This window comes from Pseudoalteromonas nigrifaciens (assembly GCF_002221505.1).
GTDB lineage: Bacteria > Pseudomonadota > Gammaproteobacteria > Enterobacterales > Alteromonadaceae > Pseudoalteromonas > Pseudoalteromonas nigrifaciens.
The window spans coordinates 2,286,568-2,309,310 of record NZ_CP011036.1 but is presented as its reverse complement, the minus strand read 5'-3'; the positions used below and the strand labels follow the sequence as shown (position 1 = coordinate 2,309,310).

The following is a 22,743-nucleotide window of genomic DNA, read 5'->3' as shown; positions in this document are numbered from 1 at the left end:
ACAATAAAGGCGCCGCAAGGCGCTTTTTTTATGCGTAGTATGGAGAGATGTATGGCGATTATCCGTTGCCCTAAATGTGCCAAATCAATATCAGATAAACACGCGCAATGTCCGCATTGCGAAAGTAACGTTGCCGACTTAAATAATGAGCAAGTTCAACAGCTTCAACGTGAGCAGCGAATTAAAAAACAGCAAATGTTTATAACTCACTCATTTTTAGCACTTATCCTATTTTTAGGCGGTTTTTTCTGTTTGTACTTCTTACAACCGCAAGAAAAAACACCTCAGTGGTATGCTTACACCATCGCTATTGGCGTGGGGTGTATTTGGTACCTTATTAATCGTATTATTTTAGTGACTCTAAAAAAGAAAAAATGACATGAATATCGACAATCTTGTACAAAATATTACCCCAGAATTATTTGAACGTTTGCAATACGGAGCAGCAACTGGCAAATGGCCAGATGGCACTCCTTTATCAGATGAACAAAAACAGCAAACAGTGCAGTTAGTTATGTTGTATCAAGCAAAAGTTGCTCAATCGAATGAGCAATTTACTATTGGTGCAAATGGCGAAATGGTGCAAAAAACAAAAGCACAACTGCAAAAAGAATTTAACTCAGATAACGAAATAGCTAGGTTTAGTGAACATGATCTTTAAACACCTTTTTACGCCAAAATGGAAACACCCAAAGCTGCAAGTACGTCTAGACGCAATCGAAAAATTAGATGTACAACGCGACGCAATAATTTTAAGCACTTTAGCGCTGGAAGATAGCTCAGCAGAAATTCGTCGTAAGGCACTGCAAAAAGTAAACGACTTGCCACTGTGGTGGAAAGCTTATAAACAAGATCAAGCATTAAAAGATATTGCTGAACAACAAATATCTACCGCTGTTTTAAGTAGCGAAAGTACACTGTCGCCGCAAATTAAAAGCGAATATATAGAGCGTTTTGCACCAGTAAAAACCCTTGAAAAACTTGCCTTTGCAGAAAAAGAGTTGCAAGTGCGGGTTAAGTTACTAAAGCGCCTAGGAAACCCTAAACTAATAGAAAAAGCCTTTAAAGAGGGCAGCGAAGAGTTACAAGCGCAACTAGTTGAGCTGGTTATTACCCACCAGTTAACTAAACCATTATTAAAGCATGCACAAAACAGTGCTAAAACAGCGCTTAACACGCATTTAGAAAACGAGCGTTTAGCAATTGAAATGCCAGCGCAAGTTGGGGGGGAAACCCGTGTTATTTTAGCTAAGCTAAATGCGCTGCGCGATAAAAATGATTTTGCATTAGTCAACCCAAAAGCCGGTGAGTTAATGGCGCAATGGCAAGCCTTAGAGCTTAAATGGCTTAGCACTGAGCAAGTAAAACTGTTAAACGAAAAGTACAGCACAATTACCGAAAAGCTAAATGCCCATATTGCACAGCTTCGCAGTGAGCACGAAAAAGAGCAGCAATTACTTGCACTACAACAGCGTCAACTGTTGGCATTAGCAACGCTTGAAGCTTTAAGTGAAGAAATTGAAAATGCATTACAACTTGGCCTAGAAACGCCAGAGCAAATTCAGCAAGATTGGCTTGATGCAAAAGTAGCGCAGGCTCAACAAGCAATAAATGAAACAGAGTTAGCCAATAACCCGCAATCAAAGCAGGTTATTAATAAGTTAGAAAAGTCATTTACTCAAGTAGCTAAATTACCTGAGCTAACGTCTGCTATTAAAGATTATAAGCTGGCATTTGCTGCACTGTGTGAAATAAAACCAGCAGCCGATTTAGCCCAATACGACGAAACCCTAGCTGCATTTAATAGTGGTTTTAAAGCAGCGCGTAATCATCTAAATATATTAGATAGTGCATTGCAAGGTACGTTTAAAACACAACTTAATGCGCATAAAAAGCAATTTTTAGTGCCAATGAACGAGTTGATAAAACCGCTTGAAAAAAATCAAAGCCAAGCTAAACGCAAAGCCCGTGATGTAAAGCGCCTAATAGAAGAAGGTCGTTTTAACGTTGCATTTGGTGTGTTTAAAGGCTTTGAAGAGTTATTTAATACCTTAACTGAGCAGTATCAGCAACCACTTGTAAGCTTAAAAACCGATTTAGAAGCGCAGCTAGCTGACGCCAAAGATTGGCAAAAATATGCTGCAGCACCAAAGCGCGAAGCATTACTTGAAGAAGTTAGCACGCTCGCTTTAGAGGAGTGCGTAGATCCCCAGCAACGGGCTGATCAAGTTAAAGTGTTGCGTAAACGTTGGAATGAGCTTGGCCGCTTAGATACAGACGAAGAAAAGCAACAAGGTGAGCAATTTGATCAAAAAATCGAATTATTGTTTGCACCTTGCCGTAACTATTTTGCAGAGCAAGAAGTACAACGTGAAGCGTCAAAAGCGCAGCGCGAAAGTATTATTGCTGACATGCATGCACTGCACTTACTCGCAACTGACGAGCAGGGTTTTGATTGGAAGCAGTTTGAAAGCCAATACAATCGTTTAAACAAAGCATGGCGTAGTGTGGGTAAAGTTGACCCTAAAACGTACCGTGTATTAAACGATCGTTACAAAAACGAGCAGCAGCGTGTGCTAGCGGCGTTAAATGCGTTTCATAAAGGCAATGCTACACTTAAAAATGCATTAGTAGAGCAAGCGCAGCAATTATCACAAAGTGATGACCTAGCAGCAGCATGCCAAGAGCTAAAACAATTACAGCAGCAGTGGCAAGCAATTGGCTTTGCCGGCTTAAAAGCTGAAAATGCCTTATGGCAAAAATTTCGTCAATTTAACGACGAAACTTTTACTAAACGCAGTAGCGAGTTTGAACAGCAAAAGTTAGATCAAAGCGAAAACGACAAGCAAGTAGTCGCTGAGCTTAACGAACTTGAATTGGCGCTGGGTCAAATTAACGAAAAAGCGCAATTACACGACTTAGAAACTAAAGTTAAAGGGTATACCCAGTTTAAGTCACTATCGCCAAAAGTAACGTCGTTACTTAGCGCCATAGAAGAGAAGCTTGCAGGGCTAACGAGCAAAGCCGAACAAGCTAATTTAGTGGCCTTATTTAACGCTCTTGAAAATAATGAAGCGATACCGAGCCAGTACCAAGCTGCACTTAAAACATCACTTAGTAGCGCACAGTTACTTACTAGAATGGAAATTTTAGCTAATGTAAGTAGTAATGATGCAATGCAAAGAATGGCAGAGCAAGTTGCCATGTTAGATGATAAGCATCGTGGCGAACATGCAGATATAAGCTATTATTTAAAGCAGTTGTTAGCGCTCAGTGAAGGTTCAGTTGATGCTGACACACTAGCACGGCTAAAGGCTGTTTTTACAGCTTAGTGTAGTTACACCTAATAGAGTATTACTCTTTTAAAAGCCGCTCGTAAGCGGCTTTTTTATACCCATCACTTATAATAATTTAGAGAGTTTTTTTATGAAAATATTATTTATTATTGCCGCATTATTTTTAACTGCATGTAACGCTACACAAGGAATGTCTGTTTATTCATTTACTAACGCCGACGTGGAGTCGTTATTAACAAAACAGCTTCCTAAATTAAGCGAACAGGTAAGTTTAATGGGATTACCAGTAGAGTTTGATGTAAACGATGTGAGTGTAAATATTGGTCCAGAAAATCGTGATGTTGTAGTGCTAGGCGCCGATTCAAGCGCTAACATTAGTGCTTTTGCATTAAAATACCCAGTACGCTTAAAGCTGCAAATAGAAGGTAGCCCATTTTACGACAGCGAGAAAAAAGCGGTGTTTTTACGTAATATAAAATTACTAGATTCGAGTGTTGATGCTGGTGGTTTTAAAGGTAATTTAGGTGCGCTAGACGAACAAGCTATGGATATTATTAACCGCTTTTTAGCTGTAAACCCAGTGTATGAGCTAAATATGAACGATCCTAAAATGGCCTTGCTAAGTAAACTACCACTTGATATGAAAGTGGTTGCAGGCGCTATAAAATTGGTTCCACGCCTTTAAGTTAGTTGTAAATAAAGCCTAGTTAGCATAATAATGTAACTAGGCTTTATTTTTTGTCATAAATTTTTGTATTTTCGTAATTCTATTGTCACTCCCTTCCTCCAGCGCTATTAATTACTAATAATAATTTTTGCAGTGCACTTTTTTAATTAAATTGTCATAATGATCGCGATATTTCGCGAGGGCTATTTTATGATAAAACAATTTTTAAACGATCCTAGTTTATTACTCAACGCAGTGGGCGAAGGAATTTATGGCTTTGATCTGTCGGGTAATGCCGTGTTTGTTAACCCTGCGGCCGAGCGCATGACAGGCTGGAGTGCAGAGACACTATTAGGTAAAAAAATTCATCAATACCATCATCATACTCATGCCGATGGCACGCCTTATCCAGCCGACGAATGCCAAATATATTGCACCATGTTTGACGGTAAACGTCGTGAAGTGAAAAACGAAGTTTTTTGGCGCAAAGATGGCAGCTCTTTCCCTGTTGAGTACACATCGACACCAGTTTATCGAAATAATGAATTGATAGGTGCGGTAGCGGTATTTCGCGATATTTCTCAGCAGCAACAAACACAAAATGCATTACAAGATGCACTTGCACAAGTAAAACATTTGAGTGAACAGTTACAAGATGAAAATAATTATTTAATAGCAGAATTAAACGAAGATTGGCAAGACTCTGGCTTAGTAGGTAAAAGCCACGTGTTTCAAACCATGTTAGAGCAAATTAAGTTAGTGAGCGAAACCGATACCACAGTGCTTATTTTAGGCGAAAATGGTACAGGTAAAGAGCTGGTTGCCCGAAACCTATACAGATTAAGTAAGCGTAATAAACAGCCCTTTATAAAAGTGAACTGCGCAGCATTTACGCCAAGCTTATTAGAGTCAGAGCTGTTTGGCCATGAGAAAGGCGCGTTTACTGGTGCTAATGAGCGCCGTAAAGGGCGTTTTGAACTAGCCGACAAAGGTACCTTATTTTTAGATGAAATAGCAGAGCTGCCGCTTGAAGCGCAAAGTAAGTTGCTTAGAGTGTTGCAAGAGCAAGAATTTGAACGTGTTGGGGCAAGCAATACATTAAAGGTAGATATTCGCGTTATTGCAGCAACTAACCGCGATCTATGGGAAATGGTGCAAAAAGGCAGTTTTAGAATCGATTTATACTATCGCTTAAATGTATTTCCTATAAAAGTGCCAGCGCTGAAAGAGCGCAAGGAAGATATTCCTTATTTATGTAGTAATTTAATAGTGCAGTTAAATAAACGTTTAACTAAGCAGCTTAAGGGATTAAGTAATAAGGCAATTTCTCAACTACAAGCTTATGACTGGCCAGGCAATATTAGAGAGTTACAAAATGTACTAGAGCGCGAGGCCATTTTGTCTAAGCAAGCCGTTTTACAATTAAGTCAGCCATTACAAGCAATATCACAAAGTACTATAAACCCAGCATTAACGCTCAATGAAATGCAAAAACAGCATATTATTACTGTGCTTAAGCTGTCGGCTTGGCAAATATCGGGGAGTAAAGGGGCCGCTGCAAAACTTGGTATGCCAGAGAGTACCTTACGCTCTAAAATGCACAAGTTAGGGATTAGCAAGATCTCGTGATATATCGCGAGGATCGCTTTATTTCGCGAGTTTGAGGTTTTTAATAATAAGTAAATCACTTAAATATCAATGCAATGCCTTTGCTTTCAGTTTGGTCTGAAAGTTGCAAATACTTAACTAACATCCGTTATGTTTAAGTAAGTACTATGAAGTTTGATATTAAAGAAGAAGATATGATCATCAAGCCCTACAAAAGCGAAGGGCCAATTTATATACGTGAGCAAAAAGGCTTTTTTCAACGTATACGCCGTAACTTAGGCTGGTTATTAATGCTTACGTTTATTGCAATACCGTGGATCCAATATAACGGCCAACAAGCGGTGCTATTAGATGTAGCAACGCAAAAGTTTACTATTTTCACTTTAACTTTATTCCCGCAAGATTTTATTATTGTAGCCATGTTGTTTATGGTGGGGGCCTTTGCGCTATTTTTTGTAACCAACTGGTTAGGCCGCGTTTGGTGTGGTTATACTTGCCCTCAAACTATTTGGATGTTGATGTTTTCGTGGGTTGAGCAACGCGTTGAAGGCACACGTAATCAGCGTATACAGCTTGATAAATCTGCATGGGGTTTTACCAAATGGCGTAAAAAGCTTACTAAACACAGTGCTTGGTTGGTGCTATCACTATTAACTGCCACTTCATTTTTAACTTATTTTATACCCGCAAAAACATTGTACTTAGAAATGCTTACTTTTGAGTGGTCGGGTATTACCAGCTTTTGGGTGTTTTTATTTGCTTTGTGTACATATGGTAACGCAGGGTTTTTACGTGAAAAAATGTGTACTGTGGCGTGTCCGTATTCGCGTTTTCAATCGGTTATGTTTGATAAAGATACACTCGTGGTTACTTACGATAGCGCACGCGGTGAAAACCGCGGCCCACGTAAACGTAAGGCCGACCCAAAAGCACTTAACTTAGGTGACTGCGTAGATTGTAATTTATGTGTAGAGGTATGCCCAGCTGGAATAGATATTCGAAATGGTTTGCAATATGAATGTATAAACTGTGGCTTATGTATTGATGCTTGCGACGATACTATGAATAAATTTGGTTATGAAAAAGGGTTAATAAAATACGCTAGTGGAGAGCAAATGGCGGGTAAAAAAACCAACCCTTTTAGGCTTAAATTGGTTGGATATGGTGTTTTGACCGTGATGCTAATTGTAGCTATGTTTGCTTGGGTGGCACAAAGAACACCAATTGAAGCCTCGGTACTGCGCGATAGAGGCGCCTTGTACAGAGTAAATTATGAGGGGTTAGTAGAAAACCCTTATACGTTAACGATTATAAATAAAACCCAACAAACATTGCACTACACTATTGCTATATCAGGCTTAGCAGAGGCTAAATTAACTAGCCCAGATACAACACTAATTCAACCTGGAATGATGAGGCGTATACCCGTAACGGTGACTGCAGATGGCTTTGATATTTCAAACAAGGTAAGTAAAGTTAAATTTATTATTTTTGCAGAAGAAGATCCGAGCATTAGCATAACGAAAGATAGTTACTTTTATAAAAATTAAAAGTATAAAAATGCCCAAGCTAGTTTACCTACTTGGGCATTTTAATAGGATTATTAATTGTATATATTTAAACCCAGATCACAGATTAATTATGTAATCTAATGCGCTCGTAATTACGGCTACTTGTGCCAAAATACATTCTTCGTCACTTGCTGTAGGGCTATCTGGGTATACTTCAGTGGTGGTTACATAAGGTGCATTGGTAAAGCCCATACATAAACCTAATTCGCGAGCAGCGTAGTTGATCACCCCAAATTGCTCTTGTGGCACACCAATAAGTTGGTTATTTTCATCACTTGGGGCAATGTGGGTTACTTTTGCTACGCTATCAATAATGGCTTTTTGAAATGCAGCCTCAGGTTTAGTGCTATCGGCCACTAAATAAAAACCATCGGGAATATTCCAATTAGTATTTACTGTGCCTTCGCGTGCAGCTAGTGCCGGGCGAAACTCGCTGTTGTCGCTGTCGGTCGTTTCGTGCAAATCAATATGAGCAATTAAATCTAACTCAAGGGATTTTACATACGCCATAATCGCCGCCGACTCTTGCGCTGGGCTACCTTCATAAAATGAGCGGTTAGGATCAATGGCTTCTGGGTTCCAGCGGTTTATCGTTTCGTAACCCCAAGGGCTAATACAAGGTGCGATTACAATATTAAAATGCTGACTATATTTTTGCGCTGCCGTTTTTGCAAACCTAAGCGCGCCGTGTACGCCACTAGTTTCGTAGCCATGTACACCACCGGTAATTAAAACGGTAGGTTTGTTAGTGTTAAAGTCAGCGGTTTTTAAAACAAATAAAGGATATTTGCCTGCAACGTAATTTAGTTCGCCATATTGTTCTACATTTAGCTCATCTTTGAGCTCGTTAATGAGGGTTACTACTTCATTTTGATAGCTGCGTTTAATATTTTGGCGGGTTAACCAATCGGCTTTATCGTTGTTATTCCACTTAGTGCCAGGTGTGCCAATAGGATATGTGCTGTTAGTCATAATAAACCTTTAATAATAATTATAATTAACCTTATAGCAAGGCTATATAGCAAATGCAGTTAATATAATTAGTAAATAAAGGCACAGCTTAACGCTGACTAAAATAAGGCGCAAATTAAAACGATAAACAGCTGTTTTAATTTTTTAAATTAGTTATTTACTAAGCTCAGTTATAGTAAGTTGTTAAATTAAATGTATTATAAAAGAGTATGTTACAATTGTTTTATTACCTACTTAGATATTGAGTATTATGGCGCAGTATTTTGCCACACCTAGTTGGTTAGGCCGTTTTTTCACCCGTATTAAATTACTCAGTATTGAGCAGGAAAGCTTAGTGATTGAGTTTAAAAACGCGACTAAGCAATCGTTTTTAATCAAGGATTTTAACGATTTTTCGCAGTTGCAAAACCGGATATTTAGCGCCAAAATTAATTTAACTCTAGGTGAAAATAGTGCTCATACTACTATTAGCTTTTTAAACAAAGCACAGGCAAAAGCACTAAACATTGCAATTAACCAATATTTTTCGCAAGCGCTTGAACACAAAATAAATAATGCTAAAGCTTTATTAAAGCGCACTGCGTTAGATGAGTATTTACGCGACAGTAATACCACAATTTTAAGCGCTGAGGTGTTTTCACTGAGCAAGCGCTATCAGCAAAACCGCAATGTGTGGCAAGGGTATTTACCTTCAAATAGTAGCCAGTTTTTATCGGTATTGGCCAGTGCAAAAAATAAGAATGATGCTATTGCACAACTGCGTAATAAATATGAGCGCAAGCAACTTGCTCAACGAGCTGATTTTTATAATAACGTGGAGTCAAACCCATTAACTAATGAGCAGCGTCTTGCTGTAATACGCAATAACGATAAAAATTTAGTATTGGCTGCTGCAGGTACCGGTAAAACCTCAGTTATGGTAGCCAAAGCACTTGATTTAATTGCCACAAAACAAGCAATGCCTGAGCAAATACTGGTACTTGCTTATAATAAAACAGCGGCGCAAGAGCTTAAAACACGCTTTATTAAACGCGCCCAGCAGGCTAAATTATCAAGCAAATCACCAGAGGTTTTAACTTTTCATGCGTTAGGGTTGCAGCTGCTACAGCAGGCAGGTAAAGGTTGCAACATATCGCCTTTTGTAAGTGATTTTGGCGCGCTGTCGAGCTGGCTAACATCATGGCTAAGTGAGCAAGTACAAGGCCAACCGGTATTATTAAGCGCCTTTATTGCTATGCTCGATAAGCCTTTAGTATCCTGCGATACTCATAAAAGTAAGTTTAATGCTACGCAAGTACTGGCAATATTAAAAGACTCAGGGCAGCTTAAGCATGAGGTTGATAAATATTTAAAATGCTTAGCAGCTATAAGGGCTGAACAGTTAACCGATAGCGAAATTACTCAGCGGCTTAAGCGCCAAAATAATCAATTAAATACTGTTCAACTAAGTACCAATCAATTAAATACGAGTCAAGTTAATAGCAATCAAAAAAGCACTAATCATCACAGTGCGGCCGCGCAGTTATTAATTGCTATGCATCGCGCTTATAAAGCGCAACTCATTGCGCAAAACTGTATTGATTTTGACGATATGATTTTACAAGCTACTCAGGCTGTAAATAAGCAGCAAGTGAATGTGCCATGGCAGCATATTTTAGTGGATGAATTTCAGGATATTTCTGCTGCGCGTATGGCTTTATTAAACAGTTTAATTAAGCATGGTCATAAGGTGCGTTTTACCGCTGTAGGTGACGACTGGCAGTCAATTTATCGGTTTTCTGGTGGTAACTTAGCACTTACCACACGTTTTAATGAGTTAGTGGGTAGTCATTCGTTAACGTTGTTGCAAAAAACATTTAGATATAACAATAGTATAAGTGACGTAGCGGGGTGTTTTGTTATGCAAAACCCTGAGCAGTATAAAAAGCTCATTATTACTCATACACAAGTGGCTGAGCCTCAAGTTATTTTATTAGATGACGTGTACCAAGGTAAAAAGTCGTTAGAGCTAAAAACCCAGCAAACTATCAATACTATTCAAAAACACCATGCAAACGCGAGTATTGCTGTATTGAGCCGTTATCGTTATACGCTCAACAAAGTGCAACAGCATTTAGCCTCACAACAAAAAAGTGCAAACGTAGCATTTTTAACCCTGCATAGCGCCAAAGGGTTAGAAGCAGATTACTGTATTATTATAGGGTTAGAGCAGGGGAAGTTTGGCTTTCCGAGTAGTCAGCAAAATAATCCGCTGCTGGAGGCTTTACTACCTAGCCAAGACACCTTTGCTTATTCAGAAGAGCGGCGTTTATTATATGTGGGGCTTACCCGAGCAAAACATAAGGCTTACTTAATTGCCGATGCTAAACAGCCGTCGTTATTTGTTAAAGAATTAATAAATGACAACTATCCAATTCATATTGCATCTACTTTGTTTAGCAAATAACAAAAAGCAATAGTATGCAGTGACTGTAACCAGAGGCTGTTGTTAAGCGCTAACTTGGTGAGTTAATTAATGGTTCATGCTGATATAAATTAGCGTATTGACGTTGGTGTTCGGCAAATAAATAAGCTCTTAATTGTTCTTTACCAGTATGAATGTGTTTTATTTTAGCTGCAAGGCCATGCTTGCTTTGCCTGACAGGCTCAATATCCATAGATACAGATTCTTTATTTGGTAGGGTAAATTCTACGTGTTGAACTTTTGATAGGTTTTTGTGTTTACCGGTGGGCTTTAAAAATACACCTGTGCTTGAAATTGATTCAATGCAAAAGCCTTGGCTTTTAATATTTAAATGGCTCCAGCGCCAACTGCGTTGAGTGCCTTTAGTATCAATAACTTCAGGAGCGCTTAAAGTAGGTGTAATTGTGCCGGAGCTATTAATTTTTAAGTGTAGCGGAAACCACAGTTGGTAATGGGCAACCTCAGCCAGTAGAGTTAAATTGGCATTGCTAAGTAACTGCGCAATACTAACAGGCACACTGCTTTGCATGGTTAACATAGGCTCATGAGGTAATGCAGGTTTTTGATCGGATTTAAATAAGTCAGATAAAAAGTCTATTTCTTCAGCAGAAAAATCCATATTCCATACTCGGGTTGCCTAAAATATAAGCATAAGTTAAACAAAACACCGGCTCAATAAACAGCGTGTTTAATTTTGTTTAGTTAGTCTTTAACCGTTTTAGGTAGTTAGTATCTTTAGCTAAACAAAGCGATACGGCGCGTTATTAGCTTAACCCTAGAGCTAGATTAAGATATAAAGTTGCAGCCCAAGTTATTAAAAATTAACATGATGTAATTACAAGCCACTTTTTATTTGGGTTATATCATGACGCATGCATTTACACATTATAGACAACAGCAATTGGTCCGCTTTTTAGCTGTGTTATTAAGCATTACGTTTTGTGCTAGTTTAACGGCCGCAGAGCAAAGCCAAACGTTAATTTTAGTTGGTAGCGAGCTAAGTAGCTGCAGTAGTTTAAACATGCAACAGTGCGATAAAAACACCCAAATAGCGGGTAAAGCAGAGCATTTATTTAGCGTTACGGCTGAAAAAGTTAAAAAAATCACTCAGCAGTGGCCGAGTACTAATCAAGAAGTTAAAAGCAGTACAGTTAAAGTTTTACTTGCGATAAAGGCTAAATCATCAACATCAATAACTAAGCCTGCACTGTTATGGCACTGGCGCGATATTGATAATACCCAGCTTAATAGCCTATCGGAGCAAGAGTATCATTTTGTTATGGATATGCTTGAAGTGCCTCAGTTGAGTTCTCAAGGGCAGCGATTAGCGGAGCAAGTTAACCCTAGTTTGAATAATGAACCGACTATAAACAATATACTGCAATTTATAACGGGTAGTTTAAAGGTAGCTAACGAGCAACCAAGTGTGTTGGCAATTACAGCAGCAAGCCGAGACCCTTATGCTGCTGCCGATTTTACTCAAGGTTTATTGAGCACGGCAAGTGTAAACAGCCAATGGTTAGCATTGACCCCTGCATTAGTTAAAGCAATTACTACAAACACCTGTGAAAAATTACCACAATATAGGCAATCAGAAATGCGCTTGTATAACCGTGAGGCTATTTATCCCGATCGCATCCAAGCAGAAAATACCCTTTGCAGTAATGGCGTTAATAGCTTGGTAAAGCTAATAAACAACAGTACAGGAGTGATTTTTAATAATGGCGAGCAAGACTTAACGCGCAGCGTACTGTTTGATGAAAACAACCAAGCTTACCCGTGGACTAAAGCATTGCAAACACGCCCTGTTGTTATAGGTAGCGCCGCGGGGGCGGCTATTCAAAGCGGTGGCAAAAACACAAGTGGTAACATAGCTACAATTACTAAAGGATCGAGCCTTTTGGCTTTACAGGCAGATATTAACGATAGTTCTATGTTTAATCTTGCTGGTGGCCTTGCAACATTTAATTATGGCATGATCGATACTCACTTTAGTGAACAAAACCGTACATTAAGGTTGGCAACAGTACTTGATAAAACGCAACAAAAGTTTGGTTTTGGTATTGATGAAGCCACGGCATTAGTCGTTATAAAGTCATCCGCAGGTAACTTAATGACCGTAATAGGTAAAAGTGGTGTGGTATATTTAAAAGCAAAAGGCAATCAGCATTATAACTACTCATACTGGCCTGCAGGCAGCGTTATTGATATTGCAAATGAAGATTTTACCCTAAGCCAGCGCAGCATTAATAAAGCTTTAGCAAGTATTAAAATACCAGCATTACCGCTACAACGATTTGGCTCTATATTAACGAATGCAAAATTACGCTCACTTATTCAAGCTATGTGTTTAAGCCAAGAACAAAGTACAGTTGCTCAACAAGATCAGTTTATATTGAGCTTAAGTGTACAAGCTAACACTGCGTATCATCGTATTAATAAGGATCAATATGGCTGTGCTATCAGTCATTTAGAACTTGCAGTGAGTACATTTTAGTTCTGAAAGTTTACTAGAGCGTGTTTAATTAAAACGGCCAAAATATTGTTTATAAAACTACATTGGCCGTTTTAATACTTAGTAGCCAGCGGGGCGGCTATCACGCATGATAAAATCTAGTTTTATTTGCGCTTTTATTGGCTGCGACAGATCAGTTATTTCAATCATTTCACACTCATCTCTGATCATTTCAGCTATTAGGCTCGGATAATGGCGACAGTCTTCGGGGCGGTCTAAGTAAATACTGCAAGTGTATTTATTTTGCGCTAGTGGGTTTGTTTTAGGCTCAATCTCTAAAAAAGGGCACCTGCTTAGTCTTACACCCGATTTAGGGTCGAACCATATTTCATTATTTTTAACAAATTCAAAGATTTCAGGGTTAAATACTTCCCATAAATCAATTTCTTCTTGGGTAGCACTCAAGTCGCCATCGCCGTATTTAATACAACATTTACCGCATTGATTACAGTCTTTCATAGTTTGCCAGTTAGCATAATAACCAGGCCACAGTGTAGCACTTATATTGATATGCGGTGTTGTTGGCGAAAAGGTTTAAGTTTCTACCAAGAGTATATAAAATAGCGAGCATATTGTATTACTAAGCTTTGCAGTACGCGGAGCATGATTAAAAGAGTTATAAAAAATGAGTGAAGAGCAAAGTGTAATTGATAACCTAGCCGACCTTGAAAGTTTTTTACTTAATGTAGAAAGCGGTGGTTTTGGCTTAAAAGGTGTTGCAGGCATTGGTATGGCAACAAATAACGCAGATGGCAGCCGCTTTGTAGCAGTATTTGACGATAATCAAAAGCTACTTTTAGCACGCATGATTACAGAAAACGTATTCCAAACAGGGCAAGACATGGTACGTAATGGTGTAGGGCGCAAGCATTAACTATAATAGTTAAAACGCCGCTTTAATTTAAACTGTTAAATTAAAGCGGCGTTTATTTTGTTTTTAGCCTATAAGCTTATTTAAGGTTTATAGGCGCTATCAACTTCAACAGCCTCATCTATAACTTATTAATAAATAATGGCAGGGTTTGGCTTATTCGGCGAACCTAACATTTCGCGATAAGATGGTGGCTGCAAACCTTCTCTGTCGGTAATATTAAAATGCTTAGCTATTTCGGCAGCAATTACAGTGTGCCCGTTAAGCTCGTCACCTTTAGGGTCATTAGCAATAGCATAAACAATATCACCAATAAATTCTGGTGACTCTGCGGTTGCCATAAACTGCTGGTATTGCTCTTTATCTAGTTTACCTATAATGGCCGAACGTTCGGTTAAGAGTGGCCCCATCCAAATAGATACAGCACGCATACCTGTGCCTTTAAAGTCTACCGCCATATCATGAGCAAGCTTATCAAGGCCCGCCTTTTGTGCACCATAAGCAGGCCCATGAATATAACAACTAGCACCAAATGATGAACCAAACATAATTAAGCCACTGTTATGCTTAGCCATTAGTTTTGCGCCATGCCAACTAGCCACGTAAGCAGAGCGTAAACCTACATCTAAAATTTTACCCGCATCAAGCTCTTTTTCCCAAAATGGCTTTTGTTCAACTAATTGATCATGAATAAATGCAGCGTTATTAACCAAAATATCTAATCGGCCTTGCTCTTTTTCAACCTGAGCAAACAATGCGGCGGTTTGTGCATCGTCACTGTGATCGCACACCACAGCAATACCTATACCACCTGCTTGATTAATTTGCTCGGCAGTTTCATATACTGTTCCGGGTAATACCGAGCCATCCCACCCTAAAACTGAGCCTGTTTTTATACTGCGGCCAGTAACATAAACTGTCATGCCTTTTTTACCTAAAGCTAAGGCAATGCCTCTGCCTGCACCGCGGCTAGCACCGGTTACAATGGCAACTTTTGCTTCTTCCTGTTGCATGGATTCCCTCATTTAAAAAGATGACACATTAAAAGTACTAAAGGTTAAATTGGCTAACCAGCTCAATTTAGTTTCGATAGTAGTCGTACTAGTAATAAAGATATATTTGTATTGAAATTAGCATGTAAAGCCTTAGTATAAAAGCCTAGCTTAAAAATCAACCAAAAAACAAAGGACTGCTATGAAATATACAAAGACTACCGAGCAACGTTTACAGCAACTAGAAGACAAGCAATCAATATTAGAGTTGAAATATCGCTACCTAAATGCCTGCGATGAAAAACAACCTGAGGTGGTAACTAATTGCTTTATTAGCGGCGAAGTAGATATTAACTTTGGTCACATTGGCCAATTTAACCGACGGGAAGATTTTGTGGCTGTTTTTAAAGATCTTGGTTGCCACGACCATATAGTTGATATGCATCACGCACAAAATCCGGTTTTTTTAGAGCTCACCAACAATACAGCCAAGACTAAAATTAACCTTCGCTTTCAAAGTATCAACACCAAAGATAAGCTCCATGTGCAATTAGGTGGCTACTACCTCGACGAATTTGAAAAGCAAAGAGACGGTCAATGGCTGATCAGCAAAAGTGCATTTATAATAAATTCGGTAAGCATGAGTGATTTTTCAGGTGAATATAGCAAAGTGGTTTATAGCGGAAACTGCATGCCAGACTAGGTTACTGTATATTTTTTAAATTCAGGAAAGGTAGCAATAAAGTAACTGAGCGTGTTGCGAAGTAATTGATTTTGGTTATTTAAAAGGCTTTTAAAGTTGGTTGGTATGGAGAGATATTAAACAGACACCGGATATTAAACAGACACCCATCTTAATATTTGTAAAAAAGATATTAAACAGACACCCATCTTAATATTTGTAATATCAGTGTAATTAACTAAGCTCTGGTTAGTGCAATAATTAAGCAGGGTGTCACATGGCTATCGCAAGAAAGCGTCAGGTTAGTTTGGTCGATACAAAATACTATCACTGTATTTCGCGCTGTGTACGCCGTGCATTTTTATGCGGCGTAGACAACTTTACTAATCAATCGTATGAACATCGCAGAGGGTGGGTTGAAAGCAAATTACTTGCCCTCGCTAACGTATTTTGTATCGATGTGTGCGCGTATGCAGTAATGAGCAATCACACTCATTTAGTACTCTATGTTGATGATAAAAAAGCCAAGCGACTAACCGATAAAGCCATTATTCAGCGGTGGCACAGGCTTTGTAAAGGCACTGTTCTCACTAACAAATATCTGCAAGGTGAAGAGCTAAGTAAAATTGAATGGCTCTTTCTAAATGAAACAATCAGTGAATACCGAGAACGCTTAGCTAATATCAGTTGGTTTATGCGCTTATTAAATGAAGACATTGCGCGCAGAGCTAATAAAGAAGATAACTGTACCGGCCGCTTTTGGGAGGGACGCTTTAAATCACAAGCCCTCTTAGATGAAGCCGCATTAATCGCCTGTATGGCATATGTTGACTTAAACCCAATAAGAGCAAAGGCAGCAACAACACCAGAAACATCAGAGCATACCAGCGTAAAAATACGCATTGAAAGTGCCACTGCAGGTAAGCAACCGAAGCAACTCCTGCGCTTTTCAGGTAAATCAAAAAAGCACATGGCGAAAGGATTACCATTTGCGCTTAAATCTTACCTTGAACTAGTAGAATTAACCGGGCGTTGTATACGCGAAGGCAAGAAAGGCCATATTGAGAGTACCACTTTACCCCTGTTACAAAGAGTAAACATTACCCCCGAAAACTGGCTAAAACTCACCACACAATTTAGTCGCGTATTTCATGGTGCAGTAGGTCGCCCAGCGTCACACGAAGGATACTGCGAACACCTAAACAGAAAGCGGCGCGCCAACGTTAGTAACTGCGAAAAGCTACTGGCTTAAAGCGTTACTTCAAAAAGTTACCCGTTATTTCCCTTCACTGTGAAAGCACAGTATTTCGCATGCCTAAAAATGAATAAAAAGTAGGTAAAAACGATGTTATTTGAGCTAGCGGAAGCATTTTGAATATTTAGGACACTTTAAGCCAAACGATATTTATCTTAGTAAAAATTAAAGCGATTAATTATTAGAATGGGTGTCACATTAATTTTTTATTTGTCCTTACAATTTATTTAAGATATTTGCAGGGCTTTGTAAGCTACTGCTCTATTATCACTGCTGTACCCGAGGCGACAATAAACAACATGCCAGCTTTACCACCACCTGATATTTCACTGTAGTCTAGGTCTATACCAATTACAGCGTTAGCGCCTAAAGAATAGGCTTCTTTTCTTAGCTCAGTTAAAGCTGTTCTGCGGGCATCTCTTAAAGTGTTTTGTATACTTTTATTTCTGCCACCAAAAGTATCACTGAGACTGGCTAATATATCTTTGAAGATATTCATCCCATAAACACACTCAGCAGTTATAACATCCAACCTTTTGAGTACTTTTAAATTTGATGCTGTTTCAGTAGTAAGCACAACTTCGTTAGGGCCTCTAATTACTTTAAAGTTTTTTGTAGTGAGGCTATCTTTTCTTTTTTCAATTTCGCTTAGGTTATTTTTTATTCTTTCATTTAAAGCTGAGAGTTTAGTATTTAGATATATATCTTTTGTAGCTTCTATCTTATGAGCAGTTTCTTTAGAAACACTCGTTAAATATTTACCATAGAAAAGGAGATCATAAGAGGAGTTACATTCAACAGTCCTCAAACCCGCTATACCATAGTCTTTTGATTTAAAGCTGAGTAGTACACTAGAGAGCGTAATTTCATTGTTGTTTACATCTAAAAGCTTTTCATTAATATTATTATTTATCGTTGTGTTTTCTTTGATGCCATGTTTTTTATACACACCAGATAAGCTATAAGTCGTGATTAAATTGCAAAGGAATTCATTCTTATAAAATATTGATGCGACACCTTTGTAACCATCTTTTTTTAGTGAAAAGCTGAGGTGCTCAATCTCATAAGTTGTTTCAGTAAAGTTATTGGTTAGGCCTTTGTCGTTTAAAGTCCATTCGGTTTTGGTATTTGAAGCTTTTGATTGTTGATTATCTGATAAAAACATAACCGTCCTTAGTAGTTTTAGTGTTATTAGAATTACAAAAGGCGCTAGCAAATTCAAGTCATTTAAGTTTAATTATCCATAGCCTTCTTATTGAACACAATTTTATGCCTAACTGAATCGCCCGAAATGATTGTAATAAAAGGGTATAATATGACCTTCTAAGGAGGATATATGAATACGCAACATAGAGTTGATAACGATAAACTAGTATTTAAAGCGCTGATATTAAAGCTTAATGAATCGCATAAATATAAAAACCCTAGCTACCAGTATTTAGTTAATCATTTAAATAACATAAACTTAAAAACTAGTTGGGGTAATACATGGACGCGTAAAAGCTTATTTAGATACTTACAAAGAAACGGTTTTTCGGGTGTATGGGGGCTTAGAAATAGCCTAGAACAATACAGCAAGCTAGCTAAATTTTTATAGGGTATTTTCCTACACCGTAGAAGGGGGATTCGCAACCAGTACGCACGAGCAATTGAAGAGTTGAATTTTAATTCCCGACTATAAAAAAAGAGTAGAGTGGCTACACATTGGCTACACGCAATGCTTTAGGTTAAAACGAGAATCTTATAACTAGAGGTAAGGTATTGATTTAAATGGTCGGTATGGAGAGATTCGAACTCTCGACCCCTGCCACCCCATGACAGTGCGCTACCAAGCTGCGCCACATACCGACTGAGGTTGCAATAGTACGTGTATTTTTTTAAAAATCAATAAGCATTTGTTTGTTTGGGTGTTTTTTGCGCAAGCAGGCTGAAAATAGTTTCCTTGCGCAATTAAAAGTAGTTAAGCATGGCGCTAGTCTTTATTTAACCAAAGTTTGATCGTGTTATACATTTCGTCTCGTAGTATTGGTTGCGCAGTTTTGTTAGGGTGCAAGTTATCGTTTTGCATTAAGTCGTTTTGCCCAGCAACTTTAAGTACAAAAAAGTCCATAAGGTAAGCGTTTGTATTTTTACTTACTTGTGTAAAACTATCGGTAAACATTTTGCTGTAACGTGGCCCGTAATTAGGGGGAATATAAATTTCCATTAAAGCGCTGGTGGCATTGGCTGCTTGGCTTTTTTTGATTAATTCGGTTAAGTTAGCTTGTAGCTTACTCACCGGAAAACCACGTAAACCGTCGTTTGCGCCCAGCTCAATAAGTACATGAGTTGGTTGATACTGCGCTAGCAAAGCATCTACACGGCGCAGTGCGCCACCGGTTGTTTCGCCACTGATACTGGCATTAATAAGTTTGATATTACTTTGCTCAGCATCGTATTTATCTTGTAACAATTGTACCCAGCCTTGTTCTTGTTTAAGTCCGTAGGCTGCGCTTAAACTGTCACCAAGTATTAAAATGGTGTTATTAGCTGCTGCACTTAGTGGCTTGATAACTAAAAATAAAATGAATACAAAACGTAGGATTGAATGAGTCATATGTCAGCGCTTTCTCAATTAAATATAATTCAAGTAAATGGTTTGTCTAAAGTGGTATCTACCTTTGAAGGTGAGTTGCCCATCCTCAGCGACATCAGCTTTAATGTCAAGCATGGCGAATCTGTTGCGGTAGTGGGCACTTCTGGTTCTGGTAAATCTACGTTACTTAGTTTGTTAGCTGGGCTTGATACGGCGAGTGGCGGTGAAATATTTTTAGATGGCGAGCCGCTACATAATCTCGATGAAGAAGCGCGTGCTGGGCTGCGCGCCGCAAAAGTAGGCTTTGTATTTCAGTCGTTTATGTTAGTACAAAGTTTAACAGCGCTTGAAAACGTAATGCTACCCGCTGAACTTGCAGGGGAGCGCGACGCTAAACAGCAAGCACTTATTTTGCTAGAAAAGGTAGGTTTGGGTCATCGCATCGACCATTATCCGTCGCAACTCTCTGGTGGTGAGCAGCAACGTGTTGCAATTGCGCGGGCATTTATTGGCACACCAAAAATACTGTTTGCCGATGAGCCTTCGGCAAACCTAGACAGTAAAAACGGTAAAATGATTGAGTCGTTATTATTTGATCTAAATTCGCAGCACGGTACTACGCTTATTTTAGTAACGCATGACGAGGCACTTGCACAAAAATGCCAGCATATTATTCAAATTGAAGGTGGCCGATTAGTAGAAAACTCAGCAGAGGAAATAGCAAATGTGGGCTAAGTTAGCGCTTAAGTTATTTTCGCGGGAGTTTCGCCGTGGTGAGCTTACGGTGATAAGTGCGGCTATAGCGCTTGCGGTACTTACCGTGCTTACTTTATCTATGGTTACCGAGCGTATTGCGCAGAGCATTGCGCAAAAAAGTAGCGCCTTTATTGCCGCCGACCGAGTGCTTGGCAGTAATCACGTAATCGACACTTCTTATATAGCTAAAGCAGAGCAACAAAATTTAAAAACCGCACAAATGCTTTACTTCGACACCATGTTATTTGCCAACGATGAAATGCAATTTAGTTCGGTAAAAGCGGCTTCAAGTGGTTACCCGTTAAAGGGGCAACTTAAGGTTAAATCGAGCCTAAATGGAGAAACCGAAGTTGCTAACGGCGGACCAACACTTGGCAATGTGTGGCTTAGCGAGTCGGTATTTTATAGTTTAAATATAGATATAGGCGATGTAGTAGAGCTAGGTGCTGCATTATTTAACGTTGAAAAAGTAATTGTAGAAGAGCCCGACGCGCCTTTTAATGTGTTTTCGAGTAGCCGCAGGGTGCTTATAAACATTAACGACGTGGAAAAAACAGAAGTAATACAACCGGGTAGCCGAGTGTTTTATCGTCAGCTTTATGCCGGCGATGAAAGCGATATAAATAGTTTTTACGATTGGCTAAAACCGCAGCTAAAAGAAAACCAGCAATGGTATGGCGTAAAAGATCGCCAATCGCCAATATCTAACAGTTTAAACCGCGCAGAAAGCTTTTTGTTGCTAGCAGGTTTACTGGGCATTATTTTAGCCGCAGTGGCAATTGCGGTGTCTGCAAAGCGTTATTGTGAACGCCAATACGACCCAGTTGCTATGATGAAAACCTTAGGTGGTAGCCGGGCAATGATCCGCAAAATTTACCTTACACATTTATTAATGGTGTGTTTAATGGCGGTAACAGTGGGTTTATTAATTGGCTATGGTTTACAAGAAATTGCGACACATTATTTAGCAAAAAGCATGGGTACAACGTTGCCAATGGCGGGTTTTAAGCCGTGGTTAGTGGCAATTAGTACAGGTGTAATTTGTGCTGTGATGTTTTCTATCAAGCCCTTATTTGATTTATTTGATATTCCGCCATTGCGAGTGCTGCGTCGTAACTTAGGCGATAAACTAGCGGTTAGCCGGGTGCACTTAGCTATGAGTGCGTTTACCGTGTTTTTACTCATGTGGCTATTTAGCAATAATATAAAAATTACTCTGATTTTGTTTGCCTCAACCCTTACTTTAATTGGCGTGTTGTTTTTGGTGTCTAAAGTTATATTTGGTGGTGGCCGTAAATTGGGCTTAAAGCCGGGTAATAGTTGGTCGCTGGCAATTGCGTCAATTCAAAAGCGTGCAAATGTGAATGCAGTCCAGCTGATCAGCTTTTCCCTCGCTATTAAGCTATTACTATTTTTAGTGGTACTTAAAAACGACATGATAGCCGATTGGCAGTCGCAGTTACCAGACGATGCTCCCAATGCATTTTTAGTCAATATTACCCAAAACGAACTTGAGCCAATTAATACTTATTTGGCGCAAAAAAACATTCAGGTATCGGAGTTTTACCCTACTATTCGTGGCCGGGTAAATGCGGTAAATGGCGAGCTGGTAGCGCGAGAAGTATCATTGCAAGACAACGAGAAAAAAGATGAAGAGGCACGCGCTGGTATTGGTCGCGAGCTAAATTTAACCTGGCTTGAAACGCCGCCAGCGCAAAACGAAATAGTGCAAGGGCAGTGGTTTAATGAAAACACATTAGCAGAGGCATCTATTGAGGAGTCTATGCTTGAGCGTTTAGATGTTGAACTTGGCGACACGTTAACGTTTTTAATTGGTGCGCAGTCGTTTGACGCTAAAATTACCAGTGTGCGTAAAGTAAACTGGGCCACCCTTAAGCCAAACTTTTTTATTATTTTAAGTCCTGATGTGCTCAAAGACTTTCCGGCAACGTATATTTCGTCGGTACGTATTGAGCCTGATCAAAAACGCGACTTTAGTCAATTGCTGCGCAGCTACCCAACGGTCACGGCCATAGATGTAGGTAACTTTGTTAAACAAATACAATCAACCATAGAGCAAGTGTCACTTGCAATTGGCTTTGTACTTACTATTGTGGTGTTGTGTGGTGCACTGGTATTAATATCGCAAGTGCAAGCAAGCTTAGGCGAGCGCATGCAAGAAATTGTAATACTGCGCACACTTGGTGCAAAAAGCCGGCTAATTAAAAACGCCACTTTATATGAATTTTTATTGCTTGGTGGTTTGGCCGGCTTAGTTGCCGCTTTTTTTAGTGATATTGCACTATTAATTGTACAGCAGCAGTTATTTGATCTGGCGGGTAAATTACATCCACATATTTGGATAATAGGACCGGTGGCAGGTGGAGTGTTTGTAGCGGGGTTAGGCTATTTTATGATTGCTCGCACACTTAAGCAAAACACCCAAGGGCTGGTGCGTGCGTTAGGTTAAGTTGCCAATATTTAAGCAAAAGGAAAACGCCCACTTAAGTGGGCGTTTT

General features: G+C 39.2%; 20 protein-coding genes and 1 tRNA gene. 14 read left to right on the top strand and 7 right to left on the bottom strand.

Features of this window, described 5'->3' with window-relative positions:
* Window positions 1–51 precede the first annotated feature (51 nt).
* The 6 genes from PNIG_RS11035 (at window position 52) to ccoG (ending at window position 7,121) form a co-directional block, all read left to right on the top strand.
* Window positions 52–378 (top strand): hypothetical protein, encoded by a 327-nt coding sequence (locus PNIG_RS11035; RefSeq protein WP_011328569.1) that lies wholly within the window; start codon window positions 52–54, stop codon window positions 376–378.
* A 1-nt stretch (window position 379) separates the two neighbouring features.
* Entirely contained in the window at window positions 380–661 is a 282-nt protein-coding gene (locus PNIG_RS11030; RefSeq protein WP_011328568.1) for a YeaC family protein, read from the top strand.
* Window positions 651–3,332: a DUF349 domain-containing protein gene (locus PNIG_RS11025; protein WP_089368510.1), complete on the top strand. Its 2,682-nt coding sequence runs from the start codon at window positions 651–653 to the stop codon at window positions 3,330–3,332. Before PNIG_RS11030 ends, PNIG_RS11025 begins: the two co-directional genes overlap by 11 nt.
* A 94-nt stretch (window positions 3,333–3,426) precedes the next feature.
* The gene (locus PNIG_RS11020) at window positions 3,427–3,981 is read left to right on the top strand and encodes a YceB family lipoprotein (protein ID WP_011328566.1); all 555 of its coding nucleotides are present in this window, start codon (window positions 3,427–3,429) and stop codon (window positions 3,979–3,981) included.
* Between the two features lie 192 nt (window positions 3,982–4,173).
* Window positions 4,174–5,592, top strand: a complete 1,419-nt coding sequence (locus PNIG_RS11015; RefSeq protein ID WP_089368509.1) for a sigma-54 interaction domain-containing protein — start codon at window positions 4,174–4,176, stop codon at window positions 5,590–5,592.
* A 146-nt stretch (window positions 5,593–5,738) separates the two neighbouring features.
* Window positions 5,739–7,121: a cytochrome c oxidase accessory protein CcoG gene (gene ccoG / locus PNIG_RS11010; RefSeq protein ID WP_167376935.1), complete on the top strand. Its 1,383-nt coding sequence runs from the start codon at window positions 5,739–5,741 to the stop codon at window positions 7,119–7,121.
* A gap of 78 nt (window positions 7,122–7,199) precedes the next feature.
* Here ccoG and PNIG_RS11005 read toward each other — a convergent pair whose 3' ends face one another.
* Complete coding sequence (locus tag PNIG_RS11005) at window positions 7,200–8,114, bottom strand: M14 family metallopeptidase (RefSeq protein WP_089368508.1); 915 nt, start codon at window positions 8,112–8,114, stop codon at window positions 7,200–7,202.
* A gap of 250 nt (window positions 8,115–8,364) precedes the next feature.
* Between PNIG_RS11005 and PNIG_RS11000 the strand changes: the two genes are divergently transcribed.
* Complete coding sequence (locus tag PNIG_RS11000) at window positions 8,365–10,560, top strand: UvrD-helicase domain-containing protein (RefSeq protein WP_089368507.1); 2,196 nt, start codon at window positions 8,365–8,367, stop codon at window positions 10,558–10,560.
* Between the two features lie 49 nt (window positions 10,561–10,609).
* Here PNIG_RS11000 and PNIG_RS10995 read toward each other — a convergent pair whose 3' ends face one another.
* Window positions 10,610–11,197 (bottom strand): hypothetical protein, encoded by a 588-nt coding sequence (locus PNIG_RS10995; protein ID WP_089368506.1) that lies wholly within the window; start codon window positions 11,195–11,197, stop codon window positions 10,610–10,612.
* Window positions 11,198–11,443: 246 nt separating this feature from the next.
* Between PNIG_RS10995 and PNIG_RS10990 the strand changes: the two genes are divergently transcribed.
* The gene (locus PNIG_RS10990) at window positions 11,444–13,075 is read left to right on the top strand and encodes a cyanophycinase (protein ID WP_089368505.1); all 1,632 of its coding nucleotides are present in this window, start codon (window positions 11,444–11,446) and stop codon (window positions 13,073–13,075) included.
* Between the two features lie 78 nt (window positions 13,076–13,153).
* On the opposite strand, the gene PNIG_RS10985 is transcribed toward PNIG_RS10990, so the two are convergent.
* Window positions 13,154–13,552 carry a YkgJ family cysteine cluster protein gene (locus PNIG_RS10985; RefSeq protein ID WP_086994494.1) on the bottom strand — a complete coding sequence of 133 codons (399 nt, stop codon included), beginning with the start codon at window positions 13,550–13,552 and terminating at the stop codon, window positions 13,154–13,156.
* A gap of 166 nt (window positions 13,553–13,718) precedes the next feature.
* On the opposite strand from PNIG_RS10985, the gene PNIG_RS10980 reads away from it, so the two are divergent.
* Entirely contained in the window at window positions 13,719–13,967 is a 249-nt protein-coding gene (locus PNIG_RS10980) for a hypothetical protein (protein WP_011328558.1), read from the top strand.
* 128 nt (window positions 13,968–14,095) lie between these two features.
* Here PNIG_RS10980 and PNIG_RS10975 read toward each other — a convergent pair whose 3' ends face one another.
* On the bottom strand, window positions 14,096–14,977 hold the full coding sequence (locus PNIG_RS10975) for an SDR family NAD(P)-dependent oxidoreductase (RefSeq protein WP_089368504.1): 882 nt from the start codon (window positions 14,975–14,977) through the stop codon (window positions 14,096–14,098).
* A gap of 181 nt (window positions 14,978–15,158) precedes the next feature.
* On the opposite strand from PNIG_RS10975, the gene PNIG_RS10970 reads away from it, so the two are divergent.
* Together PNIG_RS10970 and PNIG_RS10965 are read left to right on the top strand one after the other, a co-directional pair.
* A complete protein-coding gene (locus PNIG_RS10970) occupies window positions 15,159–15,659 on the top strand; it encodes a nuclear transport factor 2 family protein (protein WP_089368503.1) in 501 nt (166 codons plus the stop codon).
* Between the two features lie 256 nt (window positions 15,660–15,915).
* Window positions 15,916–16,890, top strand: coding sequence for a transposase (locus tag PNIG_RS10965; protein WP_089368502.1), 975 nt, complete (start codon window positions 15,916–15,918; stop codon window positions 16,888–16,890).
* Between the two features lie 256 nt (window positions 16,891–17,146).
* Here PNIG_RS10965 and PNIG_RS20175 read toward each other — a convergent pair whose 3' ends face one another.
* Window positions 17,147–18,058 (bottom strand): YbjQ family protein, encoded by a 912-nt coding sequence (locus PNIG_RS20175; protein ID WP_011328554.1) that lies wholly within the window; start codon window positions 18,056–18,058, stop codon window positions 17,147–17,149.
* A 171-nt stretch (window positions 18,059–18,229) separates the two neighbouring features.
* Here PNIG_RS20175 and PNIG_RS10955 point away from each other — a divergent pair, with 171 nt between their 5' ends.
* A complete protein-coding gene (locus PNIG_RS10955) occupies window positions 18,230–18,490 on the top strand; it encodes a hypothetical protein (RefSeq protein WP_011328553.1) in 261 nt (86 codons plus the stop codon).
* Between the two features lie 174 nt (window positions 18,491–18,664).
* Here the strand turns inward: PNIG_RS10955 and PNIG_RS10950 are convergent.
* Together PNIG_RS10950 and PNIG_RS10945 are read right to left on the bottom strand one after the other, a co-directional pair.
* Window positions 18,665–18,741, bottom strand: a tRNA-Pro gene (locus PNIG_RS10950).
* 124 nt (window positions 18,742–18,865) lie between these two features.
* A complete protein-coding gene (locus tag PNIG_RS10945; protein WP_011328552.1) occupies window positions 18,866–19,489 on the bottom strand; it encodes an arylesterase in 624 nt (207 codons plus the stop codon).
* On the opposite strand from PNIG_RS10945, the gene PNIG_RS10940 reads away from it, so the two are divergent.
* Complete coding sequence (locus PNIG_RS10940; RefSeq protein ID WP_011328551.1) at window positions 19,490–20,203, top strand: ABC transporter ATP-binding protein; 714 nt, start codon at window positions 19,490–19,492, stop codon at window positions 20,201–20,203. It abuts the gene before it with no gap.
* A complete protein-coding gene (locus tag PNIG_RS10935; protein WP_089368501.1) occupies window positions 20,193–22,694 on the top strand; it encodes an ABC transporter permease in 2,502 nt (833 codons plus the stop codon). Before PNIG_RS10940 ends, PNIG_RS10935 begins: the two co-directional genes overlap by 11 nt.
* Window positions 22,695–22,743 lie beyond the last annotated feature (49 nt).